At 39.7% G+C, this 18,694-nt stretch carries 19 protein-coding genes; 18 read left to right on the plus strand and 1 reads right to left on the minus strand.

Features of this window, described 5'->3' with window-relative positions:
- Positions 1 to 80 precede the first annotated feature (80 nt).
- The 8 genes from SJPD1_RS04365 (at position 81) to SJPD1_RS04395 (ending at position 5,907) form a co-directional block, all read left to right on the plus strand.
- On the plus strand, positions 81 to 467 hold the full coding sequence (locus SJPD1_RS04365; protein ID WP_087438059.1) for a NifB/NifX family molybdenum-iron cluster-binding protein: 387 nt from the start codon (positions 81 to 83) through the stop codon (positions 465 to 467).
- Between the two features lie 43 nt (positions 468 to 510).
- On the plus strand, positions 511 to 876 hold the full coding sequence (locus tag SJPD1_RS04370; RefSeq protein ID WP_096046134.1) for a NifB/NifX family molybdenum-iron cluster-binding protein: 366 nt from the start codon (positions 511 to 513) through the stop codon (positions 874 to 876).
- A gap of 133 nt (positions 877 to 1,009) precedes the next feature.
- Positions 1,010 to 1,219, plus strand: coding sequence for a DUF4492 domain-containing protein (locus SJPD1_RS04375; RefSeq protein WP_096046135.1), 210 nt, complete (start codon positions 1,010 to 1,012; stop codon positions 1,217 to 1,219).
- A gap of 12 nt (positions 1,220 to 1,231) precedes the next feature.
- Entirely contained in the window at positions 1,232 to 2,758 is a 1,527-nt protein-coding gene (locus SJPD1_RS04380) for a cytochrome ubiquinol oxidase subunit I (protein WP_096046136.1), read from the plus strand.
- Position 2,759: 1 nt separating this feature from the next.
- Positions 2,760 to 3,884 carry a cytochrome d ubiquinol oxidase subunit II gene (locus SJPD1_RS04385; RefSeq protein WP_096046137.1) on the plus strand — a complete coding sequence of 375 codons (1,125 nt, stop codon included), beginning with the start codon at positions 2,760 to 2,762 and terminating at the stop codon, positions 3,882 to 3,884.
- An 8-nt stretch (positions 3,885 to 3,892) separates the two neighbouring features.
- Positions 3,893 to 4,018 (plus strand): hypothetical protein, encoded by a 126-nt coding sequence (locus SJPD1_RS14840; RefSeq protein ID WP_256376047.1) that lies wholly within the window; start codon positions 3,893 to 3,895, stop codon positions 4,016 to 4,018.
- 110 nt (positions 4,019 to 4,128) lie between these two features.
- On the plus strand, positions 4,129 to 5,229 hold the full coding sequence (gene ychF / locus SJPD1_RS04390) for a redox-regulated ATPase YchF (protein ID WP_096046138.1): 1,101 nt from the start codon (positions 4,129 to 4,131) through the stop codon (positions 5,227 to 5,229).
- A gap of 81 nt (positions 5,230 to 5,310) precedes the next feature.
- The gene (locus SJPD1_RS04395) at positions 5,311 to 5,907 is read left to right on the plus strand and encodes a toxin-antitoxin system YwqK family antitoxin (protein ID WP_096046139.1); all 597 of its coding nucleotides are present in this window, start codon (positions 5,311 to 5,313) and stop codon (positions 5,905 to 5,907) included.
- 19 nt (positions 5,908 to 5,926) lie between these two features.
- Here SJPD1_RS04395 and SJPD1_RS04400 read toward each other — a convergent pair whose 3' ends face one another.
- Complete coding sequence (locus tag SJPD1_RS04400) at positions 5,927 to 6,670, minus strand: ferredoxin-thioredoxin reductase catalytic domain-containing protein (RefSeq protein WP_096046140.1); 744 nt, start codon at positions 6,668 to 6,670, stop codon at positions 5,927 to 5,929.
- A 271-nt stretch (positions 6,671 to 6,941) separates the two neighbouring features.
- On the opposite strand from SJPD1_RS04400, the gene SJPD1_RS04405 reads away from it, so the two are divergent.
- From SJPD1_RS04405 to SJPD1_RS04450, 10 genes are all read left to right on the plus strand, one after another.
- Complete coding sequence (locus SJPD1_RS04405) at positions 6,942 to 7,499, plus strand: TorD/DmsD family molecular chaperone (protein WP_096046141.1); 558 nt, start codon at positions 6,942 to 6,944, stop codon at positions 7,497 to 7,499.
- Complete coding sequence (locus SJPD1_RS04410; RefSeq protein WP_210394412.1) at positions 7,500 to 9,776, plus strand: molybdopterin-dependent oxidoreductase; 2,277 nt, start codon at positions 7,500 to 7,502, stop codon at positions 9,774 to 9,776. It begins immediately after the preceding gene.
- A gap of 12 nt (positions 9,777 to 9,788) precedes the next feature.
- Positions 9,789 to 10,427 (plus strand): 4Fe-4S dicluster domain-containing protein, encoded by a 639-nt coding sequence (locus SJPD1_RS04415; RefSeq protein WP_096046142.1) that lies wholly within the window; start codon positions 9,789 to 9,791, stop codon positions 10,425 to 10,427.
- Between the two features lie 4 nt (positions 10,428 to 10,431).
- A complete protein-coding gene (locus SJPD1_RS04420; RefSeq protein WP_096046143.1) occupies positions 10,432 to 10,794 on the plus strand; it encodes a hypothetical protein in 363 nt (120 codons plus the stop codon).
- A 90-nt stretch (positions 10,795 to 10,884) separates the two neighbouring features.
- A complete protein-coding gene (locus SJPD1_RS04425) occupies positions 10,885 to 11,577 on the plus strand; it encodes a response regulator transcription factor (RefSeq protein ID WP_096046144.1) in 693 nt (230 codons plus the stop codon).
- On the plus strand, positions 11,564 to 13,234 hold the full coding sequence (locus SJPD1_RS04430; RefSeq protein ID WP_096046145.1) for an ABC transporter substrate-binding protein: 1,671 nt from the start codon (positions 11,564 to 11,566) through the stop codon (positions 13,232 to 13,234). The genes SJPD1_RS04425 and SJPD1_RS04430 overlap by 14 nt, the downstream gene beginning before the upstream one ends.
- Positions 13,227 to 14,897, plus strand: coding sequence for a sensor histidine kinase (locus SJPD1_RS04435; protein ID WP_168171316.1), 1,671 nt, complete (start codon positions 13,227 to 13,229; stop codon positions 14,895 to 14,897). The genes SJPD1_RS04430 and SJPD1_RS04435 overlap by 8 nt, the downstream gene beginning before the upstream one ends.
- 348 nt (positions 14,898 to 15,245) lie before the next feature.
- Positions 15,246 to 17,288, plus strand: a complete 2,043-nt coding sequence (locus tag SJPD1_RS04440; protein ID WP_096046146.1) for a cache domain-containing protein — start codon at positions 15,246 to 15,248, stop codon at positions 17,286 to 17,288.
- On the plus strand, positions 17,281 to 17,991 hold the full coding sequence (locus tag SJPD1_RS04445) for a response regulator transcription factor (protein WP_096046147.1): 711 nt from the start codon (positions 17,281 to 17,283) through the stop codon (positions 17,989 to 17,991). The genes SJPD1_RS04440 and SJPD1_RS04445 overlap by 8 nt, the downstream gene beginning before the upstream one ends.
- Positions 17,992 to 18,103: 112 nt before the next feature.
- Positions 18,104 to 18,694, plus strand: a complete 591-nt coding sequence (locus SJPD1_RS04450; protein ID WP_096046148.1) for a hypothetical protein — start codon at positions 18,104 to 18,106, stop codon at positions 18,692 to 18,694.

Here is an 18,694-nt window from a genome sequence, read left to right on the forward strand (position 1 = left end):
TTATAACATGATTTAAAAATACTTGACATATGTCCATTATGAGAGTATTATTTTGAACATATGCTCATTAAGGAGTTTCAATGATAGCAGTACCTGTTAAAACAGAAAAAGGCGATGTGATAGCACCTCTTTTTGGAAAAGCAAACTATTTTAGTTTGATCGATGCGCAAGGTCATATAGCAACACGCGAATGCAGTGTTCAAGGAGGCATGAATGTTGTCCCTTGGTTACAAAATTTGGGCGTTAAAACGGTTTTACTCAATCACGTAGGCGAAAAACCTTTTCATGCACTTTTGGGTGCAGGCATCGATATTTATTATGTCGGGAAAGAGCGAATTATGCTCAAAGAGGCTTTGGATCAATTGCATAAGGGCACACTTGAAAAAGTGACAGTTATGAATTATATGAAGCTTCTAGGCGATGACGGAGATCATCATGATAGTGGTGGTTGTGGCTGTGGGCACTAAACCATAAAATACAAAACTCTATTAACATAAAAAAGGATCGCAAATGACAATTATATTTCCAACCATGAAAGACGAAGGAATTGAAGCAAAGAGAGGCGCACATTTTGGTAAGGCAACTTTTTATACAGCCGTTACGGTTGAAGATGGTGTGGTAAAAGAGGTCAAGGTGCATAAAAACCCTGGTCATGTAACGGGAGGATGTGCGAATGCTGTGGCAAACATACAAGCTTTAGGTGCTGATACATTGGTAGTTTCAGGCATCGGTGGAGAGCCTTTAAAAAAGTTTTTAGCGGTGAATGTTTCTGTCTATTTTGATGATAAAAATGAAACGGTAGAAGATTCGTTAAGAGATTTTCTAGCCGGAAAAACAGCTAAAATTGACCCAAACCATACGTGTGCTCACCATTAATTATTTTTGAATTTCTGCAAGGAAGTGTTCTTGCAGAAATTTTTTTGATCACACTTTATAACCAGATAACAATGTGTATTTTTAATTAATATTTATTATTATTTAGTTATAATTTTGAAAAGGTTGATTTAAAATGCAGTGGGTTAAACAGATCGTTTTTTTCTACCGTGATGGTTTTAAACAGATGCACGTTGGCAAACAGCTCTGGCTCATTATTGCTATCAAGTTTTTTCTTTTTTTTGTTGTTTTAAAGCTCTTCTTCTTCCCCAATATCCTCCAAACACACTTTTCAAATGACATGCAAAGAGCAGACTCTGTGCTGGAACATTTGATGCAAAAATAAAAGGTATTTCCGATGGATCACACACTTCTTGTTGAGTTGTCGCGTGCACAATTTGCGCTTACGGCACTGTATCACTGGCTTTTTGTCCCGCTTACGTTAGGACTTTCATTTATTATCGCTATTATGGAGAGCATTTACGTCAAGACAAAAAACCCTGAGTGGAAAAAATTGACGAAATTTTGGATGACGCTCTTTGCGATCAATTTTGCGATCGGTCTTGCGACGGGCATCATCTTAGAGTTTGAATTTGGTACCAACTGGTCAAATTACTCATGGATCGTGGGTGACCTTTTTGGCGCACCGCTTGCGATTGAGGGCATTATGGCATTCTTTTTAGAGTCGACCTTTTTTGCTGTCATGTTTTTTGGTTGGGAGAAAGTTTCGCCTAAAATGCACCTCTTTTCAACATGGCTTGTGGCGATTGGCTCAAACCTCTCTGCCCTTTGGATTTTGGTTGCCAATGGATGGATGCAACACCCTGTGGGGATGGAATTTAACCTTGAGCGTGCGCGCTTTGAGATGAAAAGTTTTGCCGATGTTCTCTTCAACCCAAACGCCGTTTCCAAATTTTTACACACGATTGGCAGTGGTTATGTGATGGGCTCCCTCTTTGTCGTGGGGGTAAGCAGTTGGTTCTTACTCAAAAATCGCCATACGCTTTTCGCCAAACGCAGCATCATTGTGGGCGCTTCTTTTGGATTTTTGGCTTCCATTTTCTTGCTGGTTACAGGCGATGAGTCCGCGCATCAAGTTGCCCTTAGTCAACCGACCAAACTGGCTGCGATGGAAGGGCTTTACGATGGAAAACATCGAGCAGGCATCGTGGCGATCGGTCAGTTGAATACAAACAAAAAAATTGGCGATACGCAAGATGAATTTATCTGGTCGATTGAGATTCCTTACGCACTCTCTTTTCTAGGGTTTCACAACATCAACGCGTTTGTACCGGGCATTGATGATCTCGTACTTGGAAACACAATACTGGGTATTGAGCCTGCTCAAAGCAAACTGGACAAAGGCAAACTGGCGTTAGAGGCGTTGCGTACCTACAAAGAAGCGCAGCAGATGAATAATGTTCCAACTCAAGAAGAAGCTTTAGCACTGTTTCGTACCAATGAGGCTTATTTGGGGTATGGTTACTTAGATAAACCCGAAAAAATCATCCCACCCATTGCATTGACATTTTATAGCTTTCACATCATGGTGAGCTTAGGCAGTTGGTTTTTGGCACTCTTCTTTTTCGTGCTCTACTTTAGCATGATCGGCAAGATTGGGAGCAAAAAACTCCTGTTGTATGCGGGGCTTTTCTCCATTCCTTTGGGTTACATCGCAGGCGAAGCGGGTTGGATTGTGGCAGAAGTGGGCAGGCAACCGTGGGCGATTCAGGGCATGCTTCCTGTGGGCATGGCGAGTTCGCACATTGATGAAGTCTCAGTCATGATCACACTAGGACTTTTTGCGATTATCTTTACCGCACTGCTCATTGCGGAAGTGAAAATCATGCTGAAACAAATTATAATCGGACCTGAGGAGGCATAAGATGTTTGGAACTTTATCTCTTTTAACGCTTCAACAGTATTGGTGGTTTTTGGTGAGTCTGATTGGGGCATTTTTTGTGTTTATTACCTTTGTACAAGGCGGACAAACCCTGCTTTACGCCATCGCCAAAGATGACAAACAACGCAACATGCTCGTCGCCTCACTGGGTCGCAAATGGGAACTCTCCTTTACCTCATTGGTTCTTTTTGGAGGTGCGCTTTTTGCGGCATTTCCTCTTTTTTATGCGGTCAGTTTTGGTGGAGCTTATTATGTGTGGATGGCGATTTTGTTCTGCTTTATCCTGCAAGCGGTTTCGTATGAATACCGCGTAAAACCCAACAACTTTTTAGGCAAACGCACGTATGAAGCCTTTTTGTACATCAACGGAAGTGTGGGCATTATCCTCATCGGCATAGCACTTGGCACACTCTTTACGGGTGGAAATTTTATGCGCAACAGCATGAATTTTTCGGCATGGACTTTGCCAAGTTACGGTTTAGAAGGCGCACTCAACCCTTTTAATGTGGCATTTGGCTTGAGCCTCTTTTTCTTAGCGCGTGTTCAAGCAGCGCTTTATTTTATCAATAACATTGAGGATGTTCATATCATCGCCCATGCCAAACAACAGCTTTTTAAAGATGCTTTTTTGTTTGTGGGCTTTTTTGTACTGCTTGTGGTGATGCTTTTGGTCATGAACGGCTTTACCTACCATATGGGCGTGGTCTTTCCCGAATCGCATAAGTTTTTGAACAACTTTTTAGCCACGCCACTGCTCATCGTTACTTTTCTTGGCGGTACACTTTTGGTGCTGTATGCCATCTTTAGTACGCTTTTTAAAGGAAGCAGGCGCGGCATTTGGTTCAGTGGTTTTGGCGTGATTTTAGTCGTAACGAGCCTGCTCTGTCTGCTTGGCTTTAACGCCACACCTATTTATCCTTCGCTCTCTGACTTAGCAAGTTCGTTGACCATTGAAAACAGCTCCTCTTCGCACTATACACTGAGTGTCATGAGCTATGTCTCTTTGGGCGTTCCGTTTGTCCTTGGCTATATTTATTTGGTATGGCGCGCTATGGATAAAACCAAAATGACATCAGCCGAAATCGAAGCTGATTCACATCATTATTAGGAGTCATTATGGAAGCAATCAATTATACCTCAGGGCTCTTGTGGCTCTGCACATGGCCTGTTATTATTTACGTCTCGTATCGCTTTATTGCGCTTAATATTGACCATTTTGAAGCGTATTTGAAAGACAAATAACCTTTACATGTAAAGCTCAAATCCTATACTTGTAGATTGAGGACATATGTCAGTTTTTAAGACGATTTAAGGTAAAATCCCCCTTAAAAGTTAATTAAAAAGGTCAATCTATGGGTTTAGGTGTCGGTATCGTAGGACTCCCCAATGTCGGAAAATCAACCACGTTTAATGCGCTGACTAAAGCGCAAAATGCAGAATCTGCAAACTATCCTTTTTGTACCATCGAGCCTAATAAAGCCGTTGTTCCAGTTCCAGATCCAAGACTTGAAGAGCTGGCAAAGATCGTCAACCCTGAACGTATTCAGCACTCAACGGTCGATTTTGTCGACATCGCAGGACTTGTAAAAGGTGCGAGTGCAGGCGAGGGGCTTGGCAATCAGTTTTTATCAAACATTCGTGAAGTTGAAGTTATTTTACACATGGTACGTTGTTTTGAAGATGAAAACATCACGCACGTTGAAAACAGCATCAATCCGCTTCGTGACATCGAAATCATCGAAAGCGAACTCATTTTTGCGGACGTTCAACAACTCGATAAAAAACTCGATCGTCTGAAACGTCAAGCGAAAGTCGACAAATCGGCCGCAGGTATTGCTGAGATCGCCGAAGCACTTCGCGCACACCTTGATGAGATCAAACCGGTCAGTACGTTTGCTAGGCGTGATGATGAAAACTTTCAAATCCTTGATAAAGAGCTACGTTTTCTTTCCAACAAAACGATCATTTACGGTGCAAACGTTGATGAAGCAGGACTTTTAGAAGAAAATGATTTTGTTAAAGCCGTCAAAGAACATGCTAACGCAGTGGGTGCGGACGTTGTTGTTCTTTGTGCCAAAGTCGAAGAAGAGATGATCGCGCTTGAAGAGGACGAAGCCGAAGAGTTCTTAAAAGAGCTTGGCATTGAAGAATCAGGACTTAAACAGATCATTCGTCTTGCGTTTGACAAACTTGGACTTGCATCTTACTTCACCGCAGGGGTTAAAGAAGTGCGCGCATGGACGATTGAAAAGGGTTGGAAAGCACCTAAGGCAGCTTCTGTGATTCACAACGACTTTGAAAAAGGATTTATCCGCGCCGAAGTCATTTCTTACAATGATTTTATCGCGTACAAGGGTGAGGCTGGCTCAAAAGAAGCGGGTAAAATGCGCTTAGAGGGTAAAGAGTATGTCGTTCAAGATGGCGATGTGATGCACTTTAGATTTAACGTTTAGTCTGCTTTAAATGTTTACATGTAAGCTTTTACATGTAAACATTCTTCTTTTTTATTTCAAATTTTTTTTAGGGAGTTATTCATGAAATTATGGGTTACTTTAATGTTTTCAGCAATGGTTCTTTTGGGTGCGGAGACACATTATGCAGTCGAGGATTTAGATGTCAGGGAAGATGGCACTTTAATAGAGGTTAAAACACAAAAACTTGCCAATGGCATCGGTCAATTTTTCTATGAATCGGGAAAAATTAAAAGTGAGACACCGTTCAAAGAGGGCTTACGTGATGGTCTTGGTAAGATGTATTATGAATCAGGAAAGCTCCAAAGTGAAACGCCGTTTAAAAACGATAAGATTGAAGGACTCAAAAAAGAGTATTATGAATCAGGAGTGCTTCGAACCGAAGTTACTTTTGTTAATGACCAAGCCGAAGGTGTAGGCAAGTTTTACTATCCCACAGGTAAACTTCAAGGGGAAACTCCTTTCAAAAAGAACCAACCTGATGGCATTACGAAGCTTTTCAATCCAGCAGGTAAGTTGATCCGCACGATTGAGTTTAAAGAGGGCAACATCGTCAAAGGCTATGATTATAATGATCAAGGAACCAAACTTGAACTGAGCCGCGATGAGCTTTTAGAAGCTACAAAAGAAGTATCAAATCCAGAAGAAGCTACGAAGTAACTTCTTCCTTGATAGAGTGTTACTCTCCGCTTTCACATTCCCCATCATAGGATATAATACCGTGTTCAAGGTTGAGCACGGTTTTATACCCCATATGCAACAAAATGCGCTGGCAGTATGCGCTTCGACTTCCACTGTAACAATATAAGATGACAGGTATGTTCTCTTTGCCACTGAGTTGGGAGAGCGCGTCATGAAAACTGGTAGTTGGGATGAGGAAGTCCGTTCCTGTGATGCGATTGCTAATCCATTCCATCCATTCACGAGTGTCTACAAGATTAAAATTCACAACACCATGCTTTCGTGCTTCGAGCAACGCTTCAAGTTCATTGCCATCAATCTGCTTTTTCTTCATTAACGCGTCACACTCTTCTTTGCTGAGTCCTCTGGTATGCGTATGCGCTATCTCTTCCATATTTTCTTCTTTTGCGAGTTCTCGCGCATGTTCAGGTGTGCAGAAGATCGTGCAGTGGCATTTGCCCGTTTGGGGAATTTCAACGGTGAGTGCAGGCGTGCAAGGACACAAGCGGTTACCCGCATTAGCTTGCTCTTCGGGTGTGCTACCTATCACCATAAAACAGGGACAGTAACGTTTGCCATAGATGAGTTTATTGCGTGTTAAGCCTTGTTGAATGGACTCTTTGACTTCATCAAGAGGCGTGTACGCAAAGCCAAATTGTTCGCAGACTTTGTCGGTAAATGCCTCTGTTTTCTCAAATTCTGCTAAAAATTCGGGAGAGTTCATATCTATTTTAGTTATCAAAGATATTCCTTTTATTTATTTTTATACACCATTATAAAGAGTTTGCATTGGAAAAAAATTAAAGAAAGGTTTTACATGTAAAGCATCAAGAAAGAGAAGGGGTTACGCTTTACATGTAAAACGATTGTGTTCCTTTTTGACTCAGTTACCTCCTTTACTTTAAAAATGTCAAATTCTTACATGTAAAATCTTTCTTGCGATTTTTTTGCTCTTTTTTTGCTTTACCATTTCCCTAGTTGGTTAAAAAAATAAATTAAAAAAAGAGTTTAAGATGCAAACTTTTCAACCGCAAACGACTTCCAGACTCGATGACATCAAACACCTTCGTGATATCTTTAATGCCCAAAATTCTAAAGAGCTCAAAGTTGCGTTTGATGCGCTGAATCCTTCCTTCACTATTTCAGAAGAGGATTTGGAAGTGCAGTTTAATCGCTACTTTGTAGGTCCAATGGAAACCGTTGCCGATCCATTTGCTTCTGTTTACCTTGACAATCCTGATGTTTTTATGTCCAAAAGTACCTTACATGTAAGAGAGTTGTATGAAACAATGGGATTTTCCTATTCGCTTAAAAACGTTGTACCAGAGGATCATTTAGGCGTTGAACTTGACGCGTATTACCAACTACTTTTTCTAGAAGAGGCTAAAGAGATAACTTATTTGAGTGACCTTCGTCACTATTTTTTACACGAACACTTAGCCCTTTGGATACCGCGCTTTTTGGAGCGTGGCTTAGCGCAGAGTGAGAAAGATGCACCTGCCATTACCTTTATTTTACAACAGCTCAAATCGTTACTGATAAGAGAAACCACGACAACAAGGAGTTCTTGAATGAGTTATTCCAAAGAAAAAGTTGAGAGCATTCTCAACAACGGCATTAGCCGAAGAAGTTTTCTAAAAGGCTTAGCAGCCAGTGGTGTATTATCGTCACTTCCAGGAGGCATTCTCCAAGCCAATGAAGACCTTAATACTAAAATCCCCTACATTGGGCAAAAAAATTACCAAACGTTTCGCAATGCGTGTCCAAGAAACTGTTACGACACCTGTAGTATTAAAACCTACGTCAAAGATGGGGTTATGCAGTTTATCGAAGGCGCTCAGGAATCTACATACACCCGAGGTGGTTGTTGTGTGAAAGGTAATTCGTACGTCAAGAGAGTTTACTCAGCACGCCGTCTTAAATTTCCGATGATGCAAGTGGGCGGCAAAGGTTCAGGCAACTGGAAACGTGTCTCTTGGGATTATGCGATGGAAACGATTGCTAAAAAACTCTTAGAGATGAAAAAAGAAGATGGAACTTTGTTGGGGGCAGCACTCACCAAATACTCTGGCAACTTTGGTATCACGCATTATGGTGTTGAGGGAATGTTTAACTCTATTGGATATACGACACGCCTTGCAGGAACGCCATGCTGGCCAGCGGGAATTGATGCGCAAAACCTTGATATGGGCGACATGTGGTGTAACGATCCTGAAGAGATGAAAGACAGTAAATTTATTATTCTCTGGGGTGTTAATCCTGCGAGCAACTCGGTTCACTCGATGAAATACATCTATGAAGCCAAGAGCAAAGGGGCAAAAGTTGTAGTGATTGACCCTGTATTTACCGAAGCCGCTTCAAAAGCAAGTCAGTACATTCAGATTAAAACAGGAACAGACGGCCTTTTAGCGCTTGGAATGGCAAAAATTATCATTGATGCCAATTTACACGATCAAAAATGGCTCGATGCAAACTCAAAAGGGTACAAAGAGTACAAAGCGTACTTGGATAAAGAGATCAATTTAGAGAATGTTTCCAAAACGACAGGTATCCCTCTTGCAATGATTAAAGAGTTGGCTTTATCATTTGTAAAAGCAAAACCTGCGACCATTTGGATGGGCTATGGTATGCAACGTCACACCAATGGTGGTTCAATGATACGAGCGATTGACGCCTTAGTAGCGGTTTCTGGCAACATCGGCAAATACGCAGGTGGTGCTCGTTATGGACACCTTAGCACATGGGGCTTTAATTATGCGGCACTCAGCCAAACTAAGCCAGAAGGTAGTGTAGGGTACACAGGTCCAGAAGGGGCTAAAGGTGAATTTGCTCAAGTGGGTGGTGAAAAAGCGGCGTATACCGATCGTTTCTTAAACATCAACAAAACGGCACGTGAACTTCTCAATGCAAAAGAGCCAAAAGTAAGACTCCTGTGGGTAGCGTGCAAAAATGTCTTTTCTCAAGATTTTGACCGTAATCAACTCATTCGTGCCTTTCAACAACTTGATCTCGTTGTCGTTGCCGATCAGTTCTTTAATGAAACCGCAAAATGGGCAGACATTGTCCTTCCTGTTGCGACACAGTTTGAAGAATACGACGTCAATGTCTCTTACTGGCATTACTGGTTGAGTCTTAATGAACAAGCGATCAAACCTCTTTTTGAAGTCAAATCGGACGTTGAAATCGCAGCACTGCTTTCCAAACATATGAATAAGCTTGAGGCGGGTTCATGTACTTTTCCACAAAGTGTGGATACCAAAGCGATGACGATCAAAGAGTTTAACCCTGGCATTTACGAGCAATTTGGCATCAAATCATGGGAAGAGCTTAAAAATGGTCCCGTAAAAGCTAAAGCGGTCATTCCGTATGCTGATGGCAAATTTAAAACACCTAGCGGCAAGTTTGAGTTTTACTCTGACAAAGCGTTGGAGCTTTTTGGAAGTGCATTGCCAACCTACCTTGAAGTGCGTAAACCGTACGACAAATTCCGTATGACGTCACCTCACAGTAGATGGAGCTTGCACTCACAGTTCCAAAACTTAGAGTGGATGGAAGATATGCATCCAGAACCGTACGTGTACATCAACCCTGATGATGCTGAAGCCAAAATGGTTAAAGAGGGCGACACGGTAGCCGTTTTTAACAAACAAGGACTCTTACGTGTGAAAGCCAAACTTACCGATAATGTTCAAGCAGGTACGGTTTTGATGTACGAGCAATGGTATAACAACAATATTTACAACGTCAATGAACTTGTCGATGACACCAGTTCAGACATGGGTGCATTTAAAACGGGAGCGCCAGGTGTTGCTCTTCATGATACCTTTGTCAATTTTAGAAAACTATAACAGGAGATTGTGATGCAAAAAGCTTTTTTAGTCGATGGCAGTATCTGTCTAGGATGTAATACGTGTGCAATGGCCTGTAAAAATCAGTATCATCAAGACGATGGAATTTTATGGCGCAAAGTAAGAGAGATTGGGGCAGAAGATTATTTGATGGATAACAACAATATCTTGCCAACCTTAACGTCGTACCAAAAAGCACCCAAAGTAAAAATGCCGATGGAGCGTTTCTATTTTTCATTGGCATGTAACCACTGCGAAAACCCAGCCTGTGTGGCGATTTGCCCTGTGGGAGCACATACGAAAGACCCTGAAACGGGCATTTGTAAACACGACCAAACGATTTGTATTGGCTGTGGCGGTTGTGTCAAAGCGTGTCCATTTGGTGCTTCAAAATTCAATACCAAAATGGGACAAGCCGAGAAGTGCAGTATGTGTTGGGAGAGACAAGCCGATGGCAAAACAACAGCGTGTGTTCAAGCCTGCCCTGTGGGGGCGATTGCGATTATTGACTTGCATGACCCCAAATACAAAGAGTACGCTAATGCCTCTCCTGTGGGAATCGACTATGCGATCAATGCGGAAACGCATCCGAGTACGCGGTTTATTCTTCCTCATATGCCCAAAGAGGTTTACAGGCAAGCAAAAGGATAGTCTCATGAAAACAACGCTGCGATGGATTATGAGTCTTTGTGGTGTTTTTCTTTCACTCGCTTGGGGGCAAATTGCCCCAAGCACCTGTAGTTTTGGTGATCCGCTTTTTAGTGAATTGTCCCATCAAAAGGCTGTTTTGATCGAGCCCAAAAACTACGTGGTTGGCGAAGAAAACTTCGTTATAATACAACTTGAAAAGCCAAGTCTTCCTTCGGGCTACATGGTGAGTGTCTTTGTCGATACGATTCAATCACCCAAGAGTGAACCTGAAGTGCAAGGGTGGTATCCAAAAACAAATATCAAGCCTTTAAAAGAGGGATTTTATGAATTATCGGTTCGCGTGAACCTCATGTATAAAGGAAGTTGAGGCGGTATGTTGGTTGCAAGTCTTGCAAATACGAAGATTAGCTTTACCGCAAAGAAATCTAAATAACACTATGTTCAAGGAGTCTCAAACGTGGATAAACCCTTTTTAGAACGATTGAAGACGCTCACAATTCTTTATGCTGAAGATGAAGAGGGTATACGAAAAAACATTGCCGCATCGCTTCGCTATTATACTAAAGAGGTGATCGAAGCAGAAAATGGCAAAATTGCCTTAGAGCTCTACAAAAGTGAAAAACCTGATATTGTGATTACCGATATTTTAATGCCTGTGATGAATGGCGTTGATCTTGTAAGAGAAATTCGTAAAACCGATGAAGTGACTCCCCTTGTCATTATTTCAGCACATACGGATAGGGAGTATCTGCTCAAAGTCGTGGATCTTCATTTAGAGCAGTACATCATCAAACCGGTGACACTCAATGGCCTTTTAGAGGCACTTTCACGCTGCCTCAAACGTATTACTCAAACGCATACGATTGTCTATGAACTTCCTTGTGGCTACTTGTACGATGTTGATCATAAGTTACTGACGTATGAGGGAGAGATCATTCATCTCAATAAAAAAGAGGCGGGATTTTTAGAATTACTGTTGCATAATAAACAACGCATTGTCTCCTACGATGAGTTACAAGCCCATGTGTGGCAAGACGATGTGATGACCGATAGTGCGCTTCGCTCACTGGTGCGTAATTTACGCAAGAAGTTACCGAAAGATTTTATTACCAATTTATCAGGGGTTGGGTACCGATTTGAGATGTGCTAGACTCTTACTTTTAGTGCTTGTGTGTGTGACCTTTGGTAGGGCACAAGAGTGGAAAAATCCTTTTTATTACCGCAGTGATGATACCACTTTGGTACTCATCAATGAACGTGTCAAAGGCTCTCACATCAAAGTCTTTTTACCGACCATGCCTTATTTATATGTCTCAAAACTGGTCAATGGTACGCTGGTTCGCTCCAGTGGTAACCATGAAGGATGGGAGTATATGATGGCAACATCGTATACCAAGATAGACGATCTTACTTATGAATTTTCCTTGCGTAAAGGGGTTCTATTTCAAGATGGAACGCCGTTTAACGCGGATTCAGTGGTTGAAAATTTCACCTATTTTATGAAAGATCCTGTGGTTTATTCGGATATTCATAAGCGACTTAAAAGTGTGAGTAAAGTGGATGATCATACCATTCGTATTCACCTGTATAAACCCTATGGGTTGCTCTTTAGCGATCTGACTTCTATCAATTTGTACACATCCGCCTACCTCAAACGTTATGGATGGAGTACGAAAGAGGGCTCTACGTGTAACAGCATGCAAGCTCCAGGTCCTTATGGATTGGGTCCGTATATCTTAAAGCAAGGCTACGCAACAGGGCGGTTTCAAACGCCTATTTTAGAGCTTCAAGCCAATCCAAACTATTATGAAGCGGGTTTGCCTTACATTGAGAATGTAACCATTTATACAGAACTGACATCTGCCCAATCGGTCAGTATGGCGTTGGAAGAAGAGCGTTTGGATATAACACCGATTCCTTTCAATAAAAAAGTAGAGACCGTTCTTTCTAAGTATGCAAGACTCTATACGAAACCTTCAACGCACAGTATTTCGATCTATTTTAACCTGCTTAAGCCCAACAGTAAATTGAGAAATCAAAAAATACGTATAGCGCTTAATAAAGCGGTCAATCAAGCCAATTTGCTTAATTTTGTCTATAAAAAAGAGGGTGAACTCGCACCTACAGAAGCTTCCGTGAATTATCGTTCTGTAAAACTGGCAACGGCAAACCTTCAAACATGGGGTGAACATACACTTCATAATCCAGATGAGGAGAAGGAACTTAAAGCGATTTTAAATGGGTTGGAGCTGGATGTCATTACGATGGATCGTTTTATGTTTTTATGGCGAGGCATTGAGTATCAGCTCAAAAAATACGGTGTTACGCTTCATTACACCACAACACCCAATGAAAAAGAGATCTATGAGCAACTTCTCACGAACCGTCAGTCACCTAAAACATGGGATATTTTAACATGGGGTAATGACGATTGGAGCAGTAACAATCCTTGGACAGCGTTCTTTGCGTACCGCATCTCCGATAAATGGTCGGCGATTGATAAAGACGATATTATGCAAGAATATATTGAACATTTTTTTGATGTTGAATTTCAAAGTGAGGCTTTTGATGAGGTCGTCGCAAAGATTGTCAAACGGGCATATGAAAAAGCGTATATGCTTTTTGTTCCATCTCCAAACATTGTGTTAGCGGTCAATAAAGAAGTACGTTATGAGCCTTCATCGGTTTTATTGATGCCTCTATGGAAGGCAAAATTGACCAAGTATCACTGGTCGATTAGGGGTAATGCTGCTTATCCTAAAGAGCGTGAAGCACCCATGTTACCTTTAAGGTTTGATTATGATTAAGTATCTTTCCATGCGTTATAAATTTTTTCTGATGGCCTCTTTGGGCATTTGTGCGATTGTTACGCTCTCTTTTTTAGCGTTTGACATTACTAACAAAGGGGTAGTGAATGTCAACAATGTTTTTGAAGGCTCGAAGCGGGTTCAAACGATTCAGCAGACCTACATTTTGCCACTGTTTAAACTCAGGGAACAATCCCTTTCATTGATTATGGCGCCAAATGAAGACTTACGTAAGGATATTCTCAAAAAAATAAATGAGATGCACACGCAAATGGAAGAGCCCTTTAGTAAACTGCCAGCAACGCTCTATTATCAGTGGAAAAACTATGTCACACTCATCTTAGCCAACCAAGCCTACCTCAAAGATGATTTTGAAGAGGGTGCATTTATCAATGCCAATACGGTTGAACGTGATCAGTTTTATGCGCTGATGGATTCACTCGAAGTATTACAGCAAAATGAGCTGACACACTCTTCTGAGACCTATGCCAAAGCCAATAAAGAGGCGATCAATTCGCGTTATTTTATTGCCACTTGGTTGATTATTATCGTGCTTTTGACTTTTTTAGTGGGCTTTTTTATTGCCAAAAATATTGTCGATTCTATTTTACATGTAAGGCATGGACTAAGAGAATTTTTTGACTACCTCAAATCTCCTTCCACCGAAGAAGCCACACGTATTCATATTCCTCTGATGAACAAAGATGAGTTGGGTGACATGGCACGCCAGATCAATCAAAATATTGAGATCATTCAAGCCAATTTGGAACAAGACAGCCAACTCATTGAAGATGCTACGAATGTCGTGGAAGATTTAAAATTAGGTAATCTCAACCGCAGACTCGTGGCTTCAGGCAATTCCGATCAGCTCAACTTACTCAAAGCCGTGATGAATGAGATGCTGGATAATTTGGAGCTTCGCATTCAACAAGAGATCGATGAGCGCACTCGTCAAGAACAGCTCTTAATTCAGCAAAGTAAACTCGCCGCAATGGGCAATATGATCGGCAATATCGCCCATCAATGGAGGCAGCCTCTTGGTGAGATCAATGCACTTTTGATGATCATTCAAGTCAGGCAACACTTTGATGACTTTAATGAAGCCTTTTTAACCGAGAAGATTGAAGAGTGTAACCGTATCACGGCGTACATGTCCAACACGATCAGCGACTTTCAAAACTTTTTTAAACCCTCTAAAGATAAAGAGATTTTTGAAATCAATCATGCGTGTGAACGGGCGAGCTCCATCATACAAGCTTCGCTTCGTTATCACTCCATTGAGTTTTCATTTAATGCCATTGAAAAGATCAAAGTACTTGGCTATCCCAATGAGTTTGCTCAAGCATTGTTAAACATACTCTCCAATGCCAAAGATGTTTTAACCGACAGGCAGATAGAAAACCCTTTCATTCGCATGAATGTCAAAAATGGGGAACAATACACCCTCATTAAGATCGAAGACAATGGCGGTGGCATTTCTGAAGAGTATTTGGAGCGTATTTTTGAGCCTTACTTTACGACCAAACACGCTAAGCAAGGTACGGGAATTGGACTGTATATGACCAAGATGATTATTGAAAACAATATGAATGGCATCGTGACCGTTAGTAACACAGAGCATGGTGCACTCTTTACGATCAAAATAAAGCACCATTTAAAATAAATTGTATTTTCATAGAGGTTGTACCAAAATAAAAATCTTTATACTTTTTTTATACTTTTCATTTAGTATTTTCACTGTACTATAAAATGTAAAATGGATCATTGATGCTTCGATACATTCTAATACGCTATAAAAGAATTAGAAATATGTATTTGGAATGTCGATATTAATCAGGTAAGTCAATGAGTGTGATTTTATTTATCGTTAATTATTTGTGTTATTAAAAATGTGTATGGAGTAGTCATATACAAGGTTATTTGACTTGTTTTGATAAAAAGCATAGGAGTGAAACAATTGAAATTGTATGATCGTATAAGGTGTTTTTACACTTTAAAATCAAGTTGAATCATGAATTATTTTAAGCGAAAATATCTATCGACTATCCTCTTTATTCTTGTTTTTTTCTTTTTAACCTTTGCCTATATTGTTCTTGTTTTTATCAACTATGATGCTAACAAAACGATGATGCAAGAACTCGTTAAGACAAATCAATTGAATATTGTCAAAGGGTATAAGCGTCAAATTGATGAATGGCTTTCCGTTAAAAAACGTATTGTCTCTTCTGCCTCGACCTTTCTAGAAAAGTTAGACCCTGAAAAAAACTACCACGACATTAGACAAATTTTACAAAGTGCCATTACAACAGGGGAATTTCGAAGTGTTTATATTGGTTATGCCAATAATTCTTTTATTACAGGTATTAATTGGATAGCGCCATTAAATTATTTTCCTACCGAGAGACCATGGTATAAGGTAGGAAAAGAGCGTCAAAGTATTGCTATTACACTACCTTATATTGACTCTGATCTTTTAAAAGAAGTAGTTTCCATTGTTGCTCCTATCTATAATCACAATAATGGAGAGTTAATAGCTGTTCTCTCAAGCGATTTAATTTTAGATTCTATTCAAAAAGAGATACTTTCCATAAATCTACCATTTAATGGATTTGCATTCCTAGTCAGTAAAAATGGCAAAATTCTTGTGAGTCCTGATGGATTTAGCGAACAAAAGTGCAATGGCTGTGAACCTGCAATCTCTGCTATCCTTTCGAATAATGAGATGGTTGGAACGACAACATATATATACAATGGAAAAAAATATTTAGTCTTTTATGAGCCTTTGGAAAATAGTGATTGGATTTTTGCGACTGTATTGAATGAGGAAAGTATCTTTGGGGAACTCAATGAGCAACTCTTCCAAAATGTCATTATGGCGGTCAGCTTTAGTGTATTTGGTATTTTAGGACTGCTCTTATTTCTCTTTTTATCGCGAAAAATATTTGAGCATAAACGGCTTTTAGATTCTTTTGCGCATAGCAGTAGTCATGCAATGGCAATTATTGATAAACACAAAAATGTTCTTTTAATCAATGACCCACTGAGAAAATTATTAGTAATCAATGAGCCCGTAGAACTGGGTGACGCAATTACCCATTTAAAAGAGATAGCTGGAAATATAGAATTACTTCAAACGCTTATTGAAGCTGTATACGAGGTCATGGATTGTACGTTTACTGCAAAAATTATTAAAATACCTAATGATGATACGACGGAATGCCTTTTAGTTCAAATAATGCCTATTATTGAAAAAGGTTCAAAAATAGAAGGTTGCATTTTAACGATTAATGATATTACCAATGAATACCGCTTAGAAACGCATGCAAAAGAGCATGAACAGATTATGATTCAGCACAGTAAAATGGCTGCTATGGGCGAAATGGTAGGGGCTATTACGCATCAGTGGCGGCAACCATTAGCGGCACTTTTGGTTTTGATGGGAATGTTAAGAGTTCAAGTCAAAGATAAAATTATCAGTGAAGATAGATTGATTGAAAGTTTTGATAAAGCCGTTGAAATTGTAAAGTTCATGGAACTAACGCTACAAGCATTTAAATCATTTTATAAAACAGGGCAAGAAAAAGAGTATTTTGACAGCGCCACCGTTGTTGAAGAAGTCGTCAGTATCATGAAACCCATAGCGCGTATTCATAATATTGATCTTTCATTTATTTATGATTACAAAAAAGATTATCCAATGTTTTCATACTCTAATTATGTGAAACAAATTTTAGTTAATCTCATTTCCAATGCAAAAGATGCCATTTTAGAAAAAAACAGCACATCAGCTGAGGGGCATATCATCATTACTTTAGATGAAACATCTGAGCGTTATGTCGTTCGAGTGGAAGATGATGGCGTTGGTATTCAAAAAGGATTTGAAGAAAAACTTTTTAAAGAAATGCAAACAACGAAAGGTCATAAAGGTACAGGACATGGTCTTTATTTGTGTAAATTGTTGATTGAAAATAAGTTAAATGGTACGATTAACATCATTTCTTATGCCAATCCTACTGTATTTGAATTGACTTTTCTAAAGGAAATTAATGGATAAGAGTGTCTTAAAGCGGTTTAACGATTTGCGCATTTTGTTAGTTGAAGATGACGACCTTTTGCGAGGTATTGTTTTTGATGCGTTAAGCCTTTATTGCCAAGATGTAAAATGTGCAAAAGATGGGGAAGAGGGATTATCGTGTTTTCATAGTGATAATTTTAATGTCATTATTACGGACATTAATTTGCCTAAGATGAGTGGGCTTGCTATGGCACGAGAAATTCGCAAAGTCAATTCAGAAATCTCCATTATTATTTTAACGGCGTATGATACTTCTGATAATATATATGCTTCTATCGACATTTGTGCATGTGCTTTTTTACATAAGCCGTTTGAGTTAGAACAACTTTACAATACATTACTCATGTGTGTTGGAAAAATTGTATCAACCAATCAATGGCTTGATTTAGCGCGAGGCTTCTCCTATAACATCAAACTTAAAGAGCTTTTTTTTGAGGACAAAGAGATTCATCTTACAAAAAATGAGTCACGATTATTATCTATTTTGATTGATCATGTGGGTAAAACTGTTAGTTTTGAAAATATTGAGGGGAATGTTTGGTACGATAAAAGTGCTACACCTGAAACTATTCGAATGCATATCAATAAACTCCGTTCTAAAACGTATTACGAACTTATTGAAAATATACAAGGATATGGATATAAGCTTCTCCCTAAAGCAAACATTCCTTTAGAAAAATAATTCTTCTTTTTCTAATCACTCAATTCCTTTCAGATCATTTCTCTAATATTTATACTTTCTTTACACTTTTTTTTTACACTTTTCTTGAAATTCAATTACAAGGAGATAGCGTATGAAAAAAGATGTAGGGTTGAAGGCACTACTTTGTTTTAGTGCTTTACTGATCGTTTCTTCCATGAATGCGGCAGATGTTTTCCCCAAAACAACACTTGAGTTGACAAGTGATTCTGGAGAAGCACTAGGGAGTATAACGCCAGGAACAAAGCTTACCAAACTTGATGAAAAGAGCGATAAGAGTTTCGTTATGGTAAGTGGTTGGAGTGCGTATGGGGAAGAGAGTGTTATCTTTCAGAATATTGGGCAAAGAGTTGTGTATGCACTTTTAAAACCTAATGCTTTTAAAGGTATTGAAAAAGGTCAAAGTAAAACCGATGACTATGATGCCGAGTGGATACCCAGCCAAATTAAAGGATGGGTCAAAAATTCAGACGTAACCTCTAATCAAGAAGATGTTTGGAAAGAAGGTGCCAAATTATTTGGTGAGAGATGTGGTTCTTGCCACCAAGCGCACCCATCCGATGAATTTACCGTCAATCAATGGCCTAATATTATCAAAGCAATGAAAGATCGAGCGGGACTTTTACCAGAGCAACAATGGCAATTAACGAAATATATGCAAGCTCATGCAAAAGATGCAAAGTAA

This window comes from Sulfurospirillum diekertiae (assembly GCF_002309535.1).
Taxonomy (GTDB): domain Bacteria; phylum Campylobacterota; class Campylobacteria; order Campylobacterales; family Sulfurospirillaceae; genus Sulfurospirillum; species Sulfurospirillum diekertiae.

Coding starts and splice junctions, on each gene's coding strand:
- SJPD1_RS04415 (WP_096046142.1), top strand. CDS start 9,789: ATGCAAAAAGCTTTTTTAGTCGATGGCAGTATCTGTCTAGGATGTAAT.
- SJPD1_RS04375 (WP_096046135.1), top strand. CDS start 1,010: ATGCAGTGGGTTAAACAGATCGTTTTTTTCTACCGTGATGGTTTTAAA.
- SJPD1_RS04420 (WP_096046143.1), top strand. CDS start 10,432: ATGAAAACAACGCTGCGATGGATTATGAGTCTTTGTGGTGTTTTTCTT.
- SJPD1_RS04380 (WP_096046136.1), top strand. CDS start 1,232: ATGGATCACACACTTCTTGTTGAGTTGTCGCGTGCACAATTTGCGCTT.
- SJPD1_RS04435 (WP_168171316.1), top strand. CDS start 13,227: ATGATTAAGTATCTTTCCATGCGTTATAAATTTTTTCTGATGGCCTCT.
- SJPD1_RS04445 (WP_096046147.1), top strand. CDS start 17,281: ATGGATAAGAGTGTCTTAAAGCGGTTTAACGATTTGCGCATTTTGTTA.
- SJPD1_RS04385 (WP_096046137.1), top strand. CDS start 2,760: ATGTTTGGAACTTTATCTCTTTTAACGCTTCAACAGTATTGGTGGTTT.
- ychF (WP_096046138.1), top strand. CDS start 4,129: ATGGGTTTAGGTGTCGGTATCGTAGGACTCCCCAATGTCGGAAAATCA.
- SJPD1_RS14840 (WP_256376047.1), top strand. CDS start 3,893: ATGGAAGCAATCAATTATACCTCAGGGCTCTTGTGGCTCTGCACATGG.
- SJPD1_RS04370 (WP_096046134.1), top strand. CDS start 511: ATGACAATTATATTTCCAACCATGAAAGACGAAGGAATTGAAGCAAAG.
- SJPD1_RS04410 (WP_210394412.1), top strand. CDS start 7,500: ATGAGTTATTCCAAAGAAAAAGTTGAGAGCATTCTCAACAACGGCATT.
- SJPD1_RS04365 (WP_087438059.1), top strand. CDS start 81: ATGATAGCAGTACCTGTTAAAACAGAAAAAGGCGATGTGATAGCACCT.
- SJPD1_RS04450 (WP_096046148.1), top strand. CDS start 18,104: ATGAAAAAAGATGTAGGGTTGAAGGCACTACTTTGTTTTAGTGCTTTA.
- SJPD1_RS04440 (WP_096046146.1), top strand. CDS start 15,246: ATGAATTATTTTAAGCGAAAATATCTATCGACTATCCTCTTTATTCTT.
- SJPD1_RS04405 (WP_096046141.1), top strand. CDS start 6,942: ATGCAAACTTTTCAACCGCAAACGACTTCCAGACTCGATGACATCAAA.
- SJPD1_RS04395 (WP_096046139.1), top strand. CDS start 5,311: ATGAAATTATGGGTTACTTTAATGTTTTCAGCAATGGTTCTTTTGGGT.